Raw genomic sequence first — 14,199 nt, forward strand, 5'->3', positions numbered from 1 at the left:
GCTAGATTTTATTCTTATTTTCCCATATGATTCTAGTATTTTGATTAAAATGGGAAGTAACACTTTTTATGATAAAATAAAGAAGGATTTTTGCTTTAATCATCGAATTTACACTGTAAGCAGTTTTGTCAATAGCATAGGGGGAAAACGGCATGTTCACGGAAAGCCAAACGGATTTAATTGACTATTTTAATCAAAATAAACAGAAATTGATTCAAGAATGGGAAAATGCTATTGTTACCAATAAAGCAGACCCTTTTAAATTGAAGATTCATGAAAACGGAGCCGCCTTACTCGAAGCTTTGCTTAATATGCATAAAATGACTAAGCAAGAGCTTTTAAACATTATCGAAAAGCTAGCCATAGAAGTTTCGGAGGAAAGAGTATTGGCTGATATTAACCTTGGAGATTTTGTTTATAATGTAAATCTTGGGAGAACAGTTTTATACAGCTATTTAGGTAACACTGGGATCCCATGGTCAGATATGCAAGAAGCGTTAAACAGGATAAATTTTTGCTTTGATAAATTTTTATACTATGCTGTTTCACATTACTCTGAAGCAAAAAACAAAATCATCGAAGAAAAAACAATGCACATCGATTCTACCCATCAGGATCGATTAACACTACTCGGCCAGATGACATCAAGCTTTATTCATGAGTTTAGGAACCCACTAACATCTGTTCAAGGATTTATTCAATTGCTGAAAGCTGATTATCCGGATATGAAATATTTAGATATCATTTCAAGTGAATTGGATCAACTTAATTTTCGTATTTCGCAATTCTTACTTTTATCAAAAAAGGAGTTAATTGGAAAAGAAAAGGATGACTTCAATTTAAATAAATTAATTGATGAAGTATTAAACTTTCTATATCCAAGCATTCTCGATGGAAAAGTAAAAATAAGAAAAGAATTAAGTGAAGATATTACTCTTAATGGGTATGCGGATGAAATTAGGCAGGTATTAATTAATATCATATTTAATGCAATTGATGTATTAAATCATGATGAGAATCCCACTCCAACAATTGAGATCAATAGCAGTCTCGAAAATCAGTCCATCAAAATCAATATTTCCAATAATGGACCCGTGATCCCAGCTGAACTTAGAAAATCCATTTTCGAACCATTTTTCACGACCAAAAAACTGGGTACAGGTCTTGGTTTGTTTGTATGTAAAGAAATTATTGAAAAACATAAAGGGAATTTAGATTGTGATTCCACCCCTGATAAAACTACATTTTCGATTAGCTTACCAGTCACAGCCATCAATAGTGGCAATGAACATGGTCATTCATAGTCCTATTATCCAATCCCACTTTCATTAAAGCAGGGATTTTTTTATTTCTCTTCAATATATCTTCCGTTATAGACTCCTGTTGCATATGATGAACTAAAAATTTTTATCAGGAGATTAGGCCAATGTTTACATTAAAGGTTGATAATGAAATTGAGCTTCAGTTGTTTCAGCAGCATCACGCCTTAATGCTGTATAAGATGGTTGAGGAGAATCGTGAACATTTACGTGAATGGATGCCCTGGGTGGATAGCATGAACTCCCTTTATCAATTTGAGTCGATTATTCCCGTATGGCTGTCCCAGTTCTCAGAAAATAGCGGATTAAACGTAGGGATACTCTATAAAGGTGAACTAGTGGGCTCAATTGGATTACATCAAATTGATTGGCATAACCGTATGACAAGTATCGGCTATTATCTTTCCAAAAATGCAGAAGGTCATGGGATCATGACTCGTTCCGTTCAATCCCTTATAAACTATGCCTTTTTCACATTAGGCTTAAACCGTGTTGAAATTCGCTGTGGTATAAAAAACAAAAAAAGCCGTGCGATTCCTGAGAGATTCGGTTTTGTAAAGGAAGGGATCATTAGAGACGGCGAACAATTGTATGGACAATTTCATGATCTTTTTGTTTATAGTATGCTTGCCCGCGACTGGAATAAAAGAATTGCCTATTAAAAAATGTCTAATTACAAATCGTTGCATGCTGTCCATTGGCAGCATTTTTTATAGGCCGATTTGCTAATAGAATTTTTTTTTGAAATAATGTATACAGTAAAACGTAAGTGAGGTGGCAAACCTTACCTTTTGTAAGGTGATAGATGATTTGGATGAATGTAATTATTATTGTTATCCTAATAGCCTTTACCGCACTTTTTGTCGCTTCTGAATTTGCGATGGTAAAGGTTAGAACAACAAGAATTGATCAATTACTGTTAGAAGGAAACCCAAAAGCAGAAGCAGCAAAGAAAGTCATTTCTAATTTGGATGGATATTTATCGGCTACTCAGGTTGGAATTACAATCATCTCCCTAATATTAGGATGGCTGGGTGAGCCCACTATTCGAAAGCTGCTAGATCCCGTTTTTGAATGGATTCAATTACCTTTATCTTTAAAACACATTATCTCGTTTATCATTGCTTTTATTGCTATAACCTATTTCCATGTTGTAATTGGAGAATTATCACCAAAAACGATAGCGATTCAAAAAGCAGAAGAAATCCTCTTGTTTTTTGCTCGGCCGTTAATCCTATTTTATAAGCTGATGTATCCCTTTATTTGGATTCTTAATCGTTCCGCCAGATTTGTTACTGGACTGTTCGGGATACAACCGGCATCTGATCATGATATCGTCCTTTCGGAAGAAGAACTGCGGTTAATCCTTTCTCAAAGCTATGAGAGTGGGGAAATAAATCAATCTGAATACCGTTATATGAACCGAATTTTTGAATTTGATAACCGGATTGCGAAAGAAATTATGGTTCCGAGAACTGAGCTTGTAACTCTATCCAGGGATGCCTCAATGGAAGAAATTATTGAAATAGTCAAGGAAGAAAAATACACTAGATATCCCCTTATTGATGGTGACAAAGATAATATTTTAGGTGTTGTTAATATTAAAGAGGTCTTAACCGATTGTATTCAGCAAAAATGTACGGGCGAAAGACCGCTTATCCCTTATCTTAAGCCAGTCATTCATGTCATTGAAACAATTCCCATTCAGGAACTACTAGTCAAATTGCAAAAAAACCGATCACACATGGCCGTTTTATCTGATGAATATGGAGGGACAGCAGGAATTGTCACTGTCGAAGATATTCTTGAAGAAATTGTTGGTGAAATACGGGATGAATTTGACTTGGATGAACTCCCACTTGTTCAGAAAATAGCAGATGGTCATTTTATTTTGGATGGAAAAGTACTGATAAGCGAAGTAAACGATCTACTGGGCACAGCACTTGATGAGCAAGATGTAGACACGATTGGGGGTTGGTTTTTAACACAAAAGTTTGATGTACATAAAGGTGATTCCATCGAAAACGACGGATTTGTATTCCAAATTAATGAGATAGAAGGTCACCATATCTTATATATTGAAGTTTATAAAGCAAAAACAGAACAAAAAAAAGTAGAAGTGGCTCCTGAATAGGAGCCAGTATTATTTTATATAATTTTTGTAATATTTCGTCTTTACTGTTCATATTCACTATGTTTTCCCATAAAATATAGTTATCAACCAATATACTAACCAGAACGTTTGACTGTACGGTTCAAATTCTTTATAATTATTGTTAATTTACAAAATTGTCGAGGTGGTATAATGACCATTAGACGAGATTAGCAGAAAACTAGATATGAGTATATTGTGATACGAGTTAATTTTTTTTATTAAACTGGGAGGTGACTCCTTACCTGTCTAAAAACGGGATAAGGGAACTTATTTGGACATATTTAACTTGGTTATTATAGCCATTTTAATTGCTTTAACTGCTTTTTTTGTAGCTTCAGAATTTGCTATTATCAGAGTAAGAAGCTCAAGAATTGATCAGTTAATCGAAGAAGGAAATTCGAGTGCTGTGACTGCTAAACGAGTGATTTCGAACCTAGATGAATACCTTTCTGCCTGTCAGTTAGGAATTACCATTACTGCCCTTGGATTAGGTTGGCTTGGTGAATCGACATTTGAAAAGATCCTGCACCCTATTTTTAAAGGCCTGCATATTCCCGAAAGTTTTAACCAAATATTATCTGTGGGCTTTGCATTTGCAGCGATTACATTTTTACATGTAGTAATTGGTGAACTTGCACCTAAAACATTGGCGATCCAGAAAGCAGAATGGATTACTCTGATGATGTCACGTCCGCTCATCCTTTTTTATAAGGTGATGTTTCCTGTAATTTGGGTGCTTAATGGCTCTGCACGAATTACAACACGTTTTTTTGGGCTTAAGCCTGTTTCTGAAAACGAAATCGCCCATACAGAGGAAGAGCTTCGAATTATTCTATCTGAAAGCTACAAAAGTGGTGAAATTAACCAATCAGAGTTTAAGTATGTAAATAAAATTTTTGAATTTGATAACCGTATTGCCAAAGAAGTTATGGTCCCTAGAACGGAAATCGTTTCCTTATCTAAGGATGATACATTAGAGACTTTTCTTCAGGTTTTACGTGAAGAAAAATTCACACGGTATCCCATCATTGATGGTGATAAGGATCATATAATTGGGCTAATCAATATAAAAGAAGTTATGACTGATTTAATTGGTAATGAAAAACTAGCTGAACGGACTCTAGAAAACTATACACGACCAATAATTAGAGTAATAGAAACGATTCCTATCCATGACTTATTAGTAAAAATGCAAAAAGACCGTGTTCATATGGCGATTTTAATGGACGAATATGGCGGTACTTCCGGGCTGGTTACTGTTGAGGATATCTTAGAAGAAATTGTTGGGGAAATTCGTGACGAATTCGATATGGATGAAATTCCAGAGATTCGCAAAATTAAGGAAAACCATTATATTATCGATTCTAAAGTATTAGTTAGTGAGGTCAATGATTTATTGGGAGTAGAGATTGACGATGAAGATGTCGATACGATTGGCGGTTGGATTCTAACCGAAAATTACGAAGCAAAAGAAGGAGACATCCTACTTCATGATACCTATTCCTTTAAAATTCTCGATATGGAAGAGCACCATATTAAATATATTGAGGTCACGAAAAATGCCAATAATGGTGAGGCAGTTAGCCCACAAGTATCAATATCCAATTCAGAAGTGTTATCTTAATAAACTTCGTAAACCAGATCGTTTTCCGTTCTGGTTTTTTTGTGGAGAAAAAAAAGATCAGATTGTTTGTATCTGATCTTTTTATCTTATGAAAAAAAAATTATTTTGTTTTAATAATTATCATATCCTCTTCAACTTTTGCGATTTTAACTAAATGTGAATCAAGACGTCGATTAATATGCTGTATATCGCTATTGTTTGATTCTTCAATCCGCTGAAGTGATTCTTTAATATCGGAAAGGTCAATTTGGTTTACTTCTACACGGTGTTCAATGCTATCCATCTTTTCAAGCCTTGATAGTCGTTTTTCAATATTATCTAGTGTTTCATTGAATATTTGAATTAAGCTTTTAATGTCAGTAACATTCTCTGTTAACTTATCGAACTCCTTCACCATTGTAAAACCCCCTTTTTCTTGCCTTAATCGTAACATTATTTTCACTATATATATGTTACAATATCAGCAACACTTGTACGGTAGATTAAATGGACATAAAAAATTAACTTTTCCAAACTCTTAATACATATCCACCACATCCACACTGATCAATGAATTTAATCTTTACTTGATCAGAATACAACTCCTCAAGTAGAGGCTGTATATAATCAACAGGATTACCAAATGTTTCAGCTGTCACTAGATTTACATAGTGCCCCTTTTTCGTTTCTTCTACTGCCTGCAATGCATCTTTAATGATCAGATCAATATTAAATTCATATTCATCATGCTCTAAATCCTTCGTCCAATCTTTATCCATATAATCCTCCTTAAAAGATATATTTATTAGTTATATTTAAACCTTTTATAAAAAATAAGTTGTGACTCTTCGCATACAAGTGAACATTTTAAGAAAAAAAATTGAACATTTTAAAAAATTATGATATCTGAAGAAAGTCCGTGAATATTATCACATGCAAAACTAAATAAAAGTTATACTCTTTCAATATAGGGAAATGGAAATCAATTTTTATCTAGGTTCTTTTTTTACATCCATTTATTTCCTTATGAATCATTACCTAATAGGAAAAGGTTGGTGCATTTAGATGTTTATTTCTATCGATGAAAGAGCTGCCTCATGGTTCACAAGAGAATTCGAATTTCATAAACCATTTAGCATTCGGATGTTTCCTCAATATGCCGGTTTTGGAATGAAGCATAAAGGATTTAGCCTTGCTTTTTCAGCAGAAACACCTGCTAATGTTGGTTATACAATTGATGTAAATGGAATTACCTTCTTTGTTGAAGTCAATGATGTTTGGTTTTTTGGAGATACCGAAACTTGCTTAACGATTGATAATGACTCAGAGGAACTATTGGTCCAATATAATGAACTTGCAAGCTCAGCCGTATCTTAAAATCAAGATAATTACTAACTAATTAAAGTATAAAAAAACAAGCCAGCATCGTACATCTGGCTTGTTTTTTAGTTTCATTAGTTTACTTGCTTATCTAGGCTTGGCGGCAGTAATTTTTCACTTTCGAATACTTTCCCAAGTTTTTCTTCAGCTTGTGTTAAGCTTGCTGATGCTGCATCAAGATTAGGAACATCTTTTTTCAATTCATCAGCTTTTGTTTGGTAGGAAGCGGCATAATCTTTAATAGCTGAGTCAAGGTCTGCTTTTTTATCCTTTAATTCCTCAGGCACTTGATAATTATTTAATTCTGTTGCAACAGCCGCTGCTGCTTCACTCGCTTTAGCCCGGTCTTCAGCAGTTGGTAATTCCTCAGGCTTGGCATCTTCTTTAGTTGCCTTTGCGACATAAACATTTAAATCAGTATCTTTTGCGTTAATTTTATTTCCAAGATCCATATAAAATTTGACTAATTCCTTTTTTACATCCACTTTTGGTGCTGCTTCTTCCTTATTTTCCTTCTTATCTGTTTTTGATTCATTATTGCTGGAACATGCAGTTAGACCAATTGCCATAGCTAGTGCAAATAATAATACAAAAAACTTTTTCATTTCTATTCCCCCTAATTCTCTATTTAATAAACCTTGTATATTTTACAACATAAATTTAGACGAGAAAAGTAAAAGGGTCACAAAATTTAATTTTAAAGTTCAATCAAACAACTTACATATATTTCCAATTATGTCTACCTTATTATTCTGAAAATTAGGAATAAATCGCGAACTGTATTACAATAATGAAAGTTTTTGTATATAATAAATATGACATATTTCCTATACCTAAGGTCGTGCTTTCTCTCTTTCCCTATTATAAAAGAAAGGGGTTGAACATTATCGAGCACTCTAGACCGCAAGTAGTTTGGTTTAATTTAACGTTTGATTTATCAATTATTTTAACTAGTACTTTTGCTGCAATCATTGTCTTCCTCATTGCCTTCTTAACCACCAGAAATCCAAGCGTAAACACACTTTTATTGGTGTGATTCAAGCATATATCTTTGTAACACTTACGATGGTTTATATTGCTCACAGGTTAACATAATAGTATTGAAGGAGTTGAATGGTTTTGGGGGACATTACTTTATTTGGTTTGCCAATTTCATTTGGAACAATGATTTATCAGGCTGTAATGTTTACCGTTCTAGTTTTCATTTTAAAAAAGCTTGTCTTAAAAAGCTAGTTAATATACTAGATAAAAGAAAACAAAACATCGAAGATCAGATAAAAAAAACTGAACAATATAATTTGGTGAATGACAACGATTACCCTATCGTTGATGTTACGGTCGAGGGAGTTCGTAAGGCTATAAGAGCGTTTTCTGACAATCTTCCGAAAGGTGTTTACCGGACGATTCTTGTTCAGGAAGATAATAGGATCGACTTTAAGCAACTTGCTCCGCTTCTTGGTGGGATTCCATCCAGAAAGTTCTATATGTCTAAAGAAACCTATGATTTATTTGAGGAAAGTGAAAAACAAATTCCACTGGAAATGGATATAGTTCAAAAAGCCGTTGATTTATATGTTAAAGAGCATAAAGAATTTCCAATGTTAAAATTTGACCCTCAACACAAGGTTAATTATTTTCAGTTAAAGCAAGAGCATTATCTTAAAGAAGAACCTAAAATACAATTTTATATTACCGATCTTGATGGACTGATTACACATATAAAACCTCAGAAGAAGAAAATGGAAAACACCTCTCACAGTTGAGAGGTGTCTTCATTTCTATTCGGTGCTTTAACAAATAAGTCAATAATAAGTAATTTTTTTTGCTTTTTTTTCTGTAAAATTGAGATAATAGCATTAGACAATAATATACTCAAAAAACGAGGGGTTTCATAATGTTAAATCGTAAGAATAAAACACGGCATTTAGCGACAATTTTTCTTGCTGTGATGGGAATCGGCTTTTTAGCCACTATTCCGATACAGAATTCAATCTGGGGTAGCATCCTACAAGGGGGATTTGAAGCCGGTCTGGTAGGAGGACTGGCTGACTGGTTTGCGGTAACCGCATTATTCCGTCATCCACTAGGAATTCCTATTCCACATACTGCTCTCCTTCCCAAAAATCGTAACAGAATTATTGCTGGAATAATTTCAATGTTAGAAAATGATTGGCTAACAAAGGAGAGTATTCGAAAAAAAATAGACACCATCAATTTTACTAAAAAACTATTTGAGATCATCTATAATGAATTACCATCACAAGCCGTTCAAAAGTCTTTCCTAATGATTTCTAAACATTTGATTAAAATATTTGATATAAAAAAATTTGCTCCGCTTCTAGAAAAAGAACTTAAATTACGAATAAACGATTTGGATAGCAAGAATTATCTCCCCTTGCTTATCGACCAGATTAGTATTAGAAAATATGATGAAAAAGTACTAGATTATATTCTAAAAGAAATTGATGAATGGGCCAGGAAAGAAAGTACAAAATACAAACTTGGTGGGTTGGCCGTAGATGCGGTGGAAAATATTAAGGCAGATGGTTTTATGCAATTTGCCTTAAAGTCGTTTAGCAACCTTGTTAATGAAGAAAAGCTAGGAAACATTATCCAAAGTCTTATTCTAAAAGGTGTAGCCAGCTATAGTGACCCCTTAAATCAAAATAGACAGACCTTAATGATTCATATAAATAAAAAGCTGCAATCTATAAAAAGTGATGAAAAGATTTATGAAGAACTTAATAACTTTAAATCCCAACTAGTAGATAAATGGGAGTTGCAAGAAAAAATTACTGATTTATTAAGTCAGATCCAGCAAAAAGCTTATGACTTTGTCGAAAAACCTGCCTTTTATGATGATTATCTCCTCCCTTTAATTAAAAAGGGTTTAGAAGGTATCGAATTAAATCCCGAAAAAGTGAACGTTATTGAGACTTGGATTAAAAATCATATTTTTAGTTTTGTTGATAAAAATCATTCAAAAATAGGAATGCTTGTTAAAGAAAATTTAGAAAAACTAGATGATAAAACACTTATCGATATGGTTGAAACTAACGTTGGAAAAGACCTTCAATGGATCCGTGTCAATGGTGCAGTATGTGGATTTTTAATAGGGATTGTTTTAGTAGGTATTAAAGCACTTTTTTAATGCTTTGCAAAAAAAGCTACCATTTATTGGTGGCTTTTTTTCGTCCATGAAATTCTTGCTTTGTCCTCTTGAAATCAAAGTTATTTTTCAGAATATGTCAACATAATTAGTACTGTAGTCATATCTTTTAGGTTAAAAAGAGGAGGCGGGAAAATGGCAATTAGGTTGATTAAAATTTCTGTTGTGTATTTTGTCATTGGAGTTTGCATGGGTATGTATATGTCAATGACGGAAAGTTTCGACTTCACACCGGTCCACGCCCATATTAATTTATTAGGTTGGCTGACTATGGCTGTCGCTGGTCTCATCTATGTTGGTTTTCCAGGTGCTGCGGAAACAACACTCGCAAAGGTTCACTTTTGGCTTCATAATATTTCTCTTCCCATTATGATGATTGGACTCGCTTTTTTAGTAACCGGAACGGAAAGTGCCGCGCCTGCAGTAGCTACAGGTGGGACCTTGATGGTATTAGGTATCATTGTCTTTGCAATCAATATCCTTAAAAATGTAAGGAATTGAGTTGCTCTTGTTGTCTAGGATCTTATTTATTTTATTTCGTCAAGACAAAAGACGCCTTCTCTGGCGTCTTTTTTATTCTAACGGTACGTTTGCAAGAATTTCTTTCTTAGTTTGGCTTTTTCTTCACCAGATTTCTTGTCATCATAATTATAAATGGCGCCTTCCCAATCACCATACATTGGGTTTGGAAACAGAATCAGCTTTTTACCGAATTCCTCTCGATATCTGTCCACTGCTTGATTTCTTTCTGAAACGGATAACACATCAAAACCACTAAAATCTCCAAGGTTATCGCCAAATAATAGAAGTATTTCATGTGTTCTCCCTACTTGCCTGCGGCGCGTTTCTTTCCCAATTTCACCAGGCTGCAGTAATAATACATGGTCTGAATCAGCTTGGGGTGCACCTACACTCTGTAAATTTTTAATAGCTGCAGTTTTTTGTGATTCATAACGGTTGGAAATGTAATAAATCTCTACACCTAAAGAATTTGCATAATGCAAAAACTCTATTGCCCCCGGAAGTGGTTTTGCTTTAGTTCGATTGAACCATTCATTCCAATTAAAAGGAATTTTTCTTCCGGCAATTACATACCTAGCTTGGTGTGGGCTGTTATTTAAAATGGTTTCATCGATATCAAGGACAATTGCTGGCTTTAAGTTATTTTTCCCCCTTTCTTTTTTCATGATTTCGTCCAATCTCATCCTTCCAATGTTATAGCCTTGATAATATAACCCTTTTGCTTCCCCGGCGCTTTGAAACCAAAGTACCGACATCGTATTTTGTTCAGACAAGTTTGCCGTTGATTCTGCATTTGCAACAACTTTATAAAATGAAAGTGTTAAAACAATGGCCATTATCAGGACAGTTATTCTCCTCACCAACAAAACCATTACCTCCTTTAATTGACAATGTTAGTATGTGGAATCGCAAAAATCCCCATCCATCTATCCGGTTTTGTTCTTTAATTGTCACTTTACTTCATTCCACTTATCGGATATATTTTACTTATCAACCGATAAGTAAATTTACATGAAAGGAATTCATTTTATGGGTAAGAACAATAAACAAATAGGAGCTATGGATCACAAGGAAACATACCAAACGATTATTAATACTGCTCAGCGCTTATTCATGGAGTTAGGTTATCGGGCAGTATCTACCAGGCAAATTGCACAAATTTGTGGAGTTACACAGCCGGCTATTTATCATCATTTTAAAAATAAACAAACGCTTTATGTTGCTGTCATGCGGCAAACTCTTCTCCATACAGAAGCAGACCTAAAAGCTATCTTAGCCGAATTCACCTCATTTCAAGAAAGGTTTACTCAAATTGCAATCTATATGATGATTCATTTTGAAATCGATATGGCACAAATGTTTCATGACATTTCTCATGAGTTAGGCCCTGATGACCAACAACTCATTCATCAATGGTGGATGGAAGGTTTTTTAATGCCTGTCGTAAAAATGATTAATGATGGAATCTTAGAGGAGGAAATTAAAAATCCAGCATTGCTTAATACAAATTCAACCGAGTTAGCCTATTTAATATTAAATATAATTAAATCGATTCTCCAGCCTGAAACTACTGCAAAACTATCCAAAAAACAGCGGCTTACAATGGCTGAGGAAAAAGCCAAGTTAATGGTTGAAATTTTTATTAATGGAATTAGGGCATAATTTTTTTGCCGGCAACTTATCAATTGATAAGGAAATAGATTGGAGTGAAAGACATGGAGAAAAAATGGTTTAAAAAGTATGGCAATGCTGTAAGCGGGAAAAAAGGCAGATGGATAGTTCTTGTAACATGGCTGTTACTTGTAGCAGTATTGAATGTTACTCTCCCACAAGCAGATTCCCAAAAGAATGAAATGGCACAAAATTTAGAATCACATTCTCCATCTCAGCAAGCAAAAAAAGTCGCTGAGATGGAATTCCCGGCTACTTCAGGGACTCCTGCCCTATTAACTTGGTATAAATCAGCTGGAATTACTGATGAAGACCTTTCACTCATTCAAAAATATTCCAAGGAATTAGATAAAAATCCAGTAAACTCACAGGATTCCGTCGTGCCCTTTTATCAATTCCCTCTCCCTGTTCTTAAGCAACAGCTCTCACAGGATGGCACAACGTTAATTTTGCCTGTTACCTTTAAAAAGGATACAGACAAGGGGATTATTGCAGATGGTTTATTAGCGTTTAAAGAGAAAGCAGTTTCTATTTTTCCCATAAATCCAAATAAAGTGAATTTAGATGATATCAATCAATTACTATTACGAATCACTGGACCTGCAGGTATATCTACTGATGCAACAGCGTTATTCAGTCAGGGAGACCTTTCCCTACTGTTTGGAACGGTAGTAATAGTTCTCGTCCTATTACTGCTAATCTATCGCTCTCCTATTTTAGCTTTGATACCATTGCTAGGGGTAGGGATTGCCTATGGTGTCATTAATCCGATTCTTGGAGGAATTGCCAAGGCTGGCTGGGTAGAGCTTGACTCACAAGCCCTTTCGATAATGACCGTACTTCTTTTTGGTGCAGGAACCGATTATTGCCTATTCCTAATCTCACAGTATAGAAATCATTTACTCGTAGAACAAGATAAGCTAACAGCCATGAAGCTTTCACTAAAAGGGGCCTCTGGTGCGATAGCGATGAGTGGACTTACTGTAGTCTTCTCGTTGTTGGTACTTTTACTATCTAAATATGGTGCGATTCACCGATTTGCCATCCCATTTAGCCTTTCCATTCTAATTATGATGGCGGCAAGTCTGACACTAATTCCTGCACTATTAAGCATTATTGGAAGAGTCTCGTTTTATCCGTTCCTGCCACGGACAAGAGAAATGCACGAGGAACGCGCGCTAAAGAAAGGGAAAACAGTAGCACCCCAAAAAAGTAAAGTGGGATTTGCTGCACGACTAGGGAATCTAATCGTGAAAAAACCACTCCACTTGATGGTAATCACATTATTATTTTTAGGTGTTTTTGCCTTTTTTTCAGCCAAAATAATCTATACCTATGATACTTTGTCTACTTTTCCAAAGGATATGCCATCAAGAGAAGGCTTCAAAATAATTCGTGAACACTTTAATCCTGGTGACCTGGCCCCAGTCCAAGTAATTGTCCAAACAGATGGAAAAGCCAACACTGTAAAAGAGGATTTACAGAAAGTATCCTTTGTTGAACTTGTTTCTGAGGGAATAAAAGGCTCAAAAAATTCAAATATAATAAGCTATAATGTAGAAATGAATGTCAATCCTTATTCAAATAAAGCAATGAGTCACATACCAGACCTTCGGAATAAGGTTGAAAGGAGCTTAAAAAGGGCTGGAATTACGCATGCTTCTGATAAAGTTTGGATTGGGGGTCTAACAGCTGAACAATACGATACCGAACAGACAACCAATCAGGATAGCCGCATCATCATTCCGATTGTCATTAGTATCATTGCTGTTTTGCTGCTTGCATATCTACGTTCAATCACTGCAACAGCCTATTTAATTGGAACTGTTCTTTTATCTTTCTTTAGTGCACTTGGACTTGGCTGGGTTCTTCTTCACTATATATTCGGTGTTGAAGCAATCCAAGGTTTTATTCCGCTTTATGCCTTTGTGTTTATTGTTGCATTAGGGGAAGATTATAATATCTTTATGATTTCGAGCATATGGAAAAAAAGCAAGCAGTTACCACTGCTTCAAGCCATTAAAGAAGGAGTCGCTGAATCCGGATCTGTTATTACTTCAGCTGGAATAATTCTAGCAGGAACCTTTGCCATATTAACAACCTTGCCTATTCAAGTACTTGTTCATTTTGGTACGATCACTGCTATCGGTGTTTTATTGGACACCTTCATCGTACGGCCATTACTTGTACCATCGATTACAGTCCTGCTCGGCAAATGGGCATTTTGGCCTTCAAAACAGCACATTGAAGCGGTAGAACGTAATACTGCACATGAATAATTCCAACAAAAAAGCAGTGGGTTGTGATGTGACCCCCAAAAGTTAGAGTTTTATATTAAACAGCTAATTGGCTGGTATGGATTCGGTATTGAACCGGACTC

The 14,199-nt window shown here is 35.0% G+C and carries 14 protein-coding genes; 10 read left to right on the forward strand and 4 right to left on the reverse strand.

Annotated elements, in window-relative coordinates; genetic code table 11:
- The first annotated feature begins 152 nt into the window (after positions 1-152).
- The 4 genes from AB7942_RS03085 to AB7942_RS03100 all read left to right on the forward strand — a co-directional run bounded on the left by AB7942_RS03085 (position 153) and on the right by AB7942_RS03100 (position 5,098).
- A complete protein-coding gene (locus AB7942_RS03085; protein ID WP_335719602.1) occupies positions 153-1,304 on the forward strand; it encodes a histidine kinase N-terminal domain-containing protein in 1,152 nt (383 codons plus the stop codon).
- 122 nt (positions 1,305-1,426) lie between these two features.
- Positions 1,427-1,981, forward strand: a complete 555-nt coding sequence (locus AB7942_RS03090; RefSeq protein ID WP_088085966.1) for a GNAT family N-acetyltransferase — start codon at positions 1,427-1,429, stop codon at positions 1,979-1,981.
- 143 nt (positions 1,982-2,124) lie between these two features.
- Complete coding sequence (locus tag AB7942_RS03095; protein ID WP_369445732.1) at positions 2,125-3,453, forward strand: hemolysin family protein; 1,329 nt, start codon at positions 2,125-2,127, stop codon at positions 3,451-3,453.
- 292 nt (positions 3,454-3,745) lie between these two features.
- Complete coding sequence (locus tag AB7942_RS03100) at positions 3,746-5,098, forward strand: hemolysin family protein (protein WP_335713588.1); 1,353 nt, start codon at positions 3,746-3,748, stop codon at positions 5,096-5,098.
- A gap of 100 nt (positions 5,099-5,198) precedes the next feature.
- Here the strand turns inward: AB7942_RS03100 and AB7942_RS03105 are convergent, their stop codons facing one another.
- Both AB7942_RS03105 and AB7942_RS03110 read right to left on the reverse strand, forming a co-directional pair.
- On the reverse strand, positions 5,199-5,495 hold the full coding sequence (locus AB7942_RS03105) for a hypothetical protein (RefSeq protein WP_369445733.1): 297 nt from the start codon (positions 5,493-5,495) through the stop codon (positions 5,199-5,201).
- Positions 5,496-5,598: 103 nt separating this feature from the next.
- Positions 5,599-5,856 carry a CGCGG family putative rSAM-modified RiPP protein gene (locus tag AB7942_RS03110; protein WP_369445734.1) on the reverse strand — a complete coding sequence of 86 codons (258 nt, stop codon included), beginning with the start codon at positions 5,854-5,856 and terminating at the stop codon, positions 5,599-5,601.
- A 286-nt stretch (positions 5,857-6,142) separates the two neighbouring features.
- Here AB7942_RS03110 and AB7942_RS03115 point away from each other — a divergent pair, with 286 nt between their 5' ends.
- A complete protein-coding gene (locus tag AB7942_RS03115) occupies positions 6,143-6,454 on the forward strand; it encodes a HesB/YadR/YfhF family protein (protein WP_369445735.1) in 312 nt (103 codons plus the stop codon).
- Positions 6,455-6,531: 77 nt separating this feature from the next.
- On the opposite strand, the gene AB7942_RS03120 is transcribed toward AB7942_RS03115, so the two are convergent.
- Entirely contained in the window at positions 6,532-7,062 is a 531-nt protein-coding gene (locus tag AB7942_RS03120; protein ID WP_369445736.1) for a YgdI/YgdR family lipoprotein, read from the reverse strand.
- 504 nt (positions 7,063-7,566) lie between these two features.
- On the opposite strand from AB7942_RS03120, the gene AB7942_RS03125 reads away from it, so the two are divergent.
- From AB7942_RS03125 to AB7942_RS03135, 3 genes are all read left to right on the forward strand, one after another.
- On the forward strand, positions 7,567-8,220 hold the full coding sequence (locus AB7942_RS03125) for a DUF3939 domain-containing protein (RefSeq protein ID WP_369445737.1): 654 nt from the start codon (positions 7,567-7,569) through the stop codon (positions 8,218-8,220).
- A gap of 131 nt (positions 8,221-8,351) precedes the next feature.
- Entirely contained in the window at positions 8,352-9,608 is a 1,257-nt protein-coding gene (locus AB7942_RS03130) for a DUF445 domain-containing protein (RefSeq protein WP_369445738.1), read from the forward strand.
- 153 nt (positions 9,609-9,761) lie between these two features.
- A complete protein-coding gene (locus tag AB7942_RS03135; RefSeq protein ID WP_088085957.1) occupies positions 9,762-10,127 on the forward strand; it encodes a cytochrome-c oxidase in 366 nt (121 codons plus the stop codon).
- A gap of 77 nt (positions 10,128-10,204) precedes the next feature.
- On the opposite strand, the gene AB7942_RS03140 is transcribed toward AB7942_RS03135, so the two are convergent.
- On the reverse strand, positions 10,205-10,984 hold the full coding sequence (locus AB7942_RS03140) for a 5'-nucleotidase, lipoprotein e(P4) family (protein ID WP_483310832.1): 780 nt from the start codon (positions 10,982-10,984) through the stop codon (positions 10,205-10,207).
- Positions 10,985-11,177: 193 nt separating this feature from the next.
- On the opposite strand from AB7942_RS03140, the gene AB7942_RS03145 reads away from it, so the two are divergent.
- On the forward strand, positions 11,178-11,810 hold the full coding sequence (locus AB7942_RS03145; RefSeq protein WP_369445740.1) for a TetR/AcrR family transcriptional regulator: 633 nt from the start codon (positions 11,178-11,180) through the stop codon (positions 11,808-11,810).
- Between the two features lie 53 nt (positions 11,811-11,863).
- Complete coding sequence (locus tag AB7942_RS03150; protein WP_369445741.1) at positions 11,864-14,098, forward strand: MMPL family transporter; 2,235 nt, start codon at positions 11,864-11,866, stop codon at positions 14,096-14,098.
- Positions 14,099-14,199 lie beyond the last annotated feature (101 nt).

This window comes from Neobacillus sp. BF23-41 (assembly GCF_041106275.1).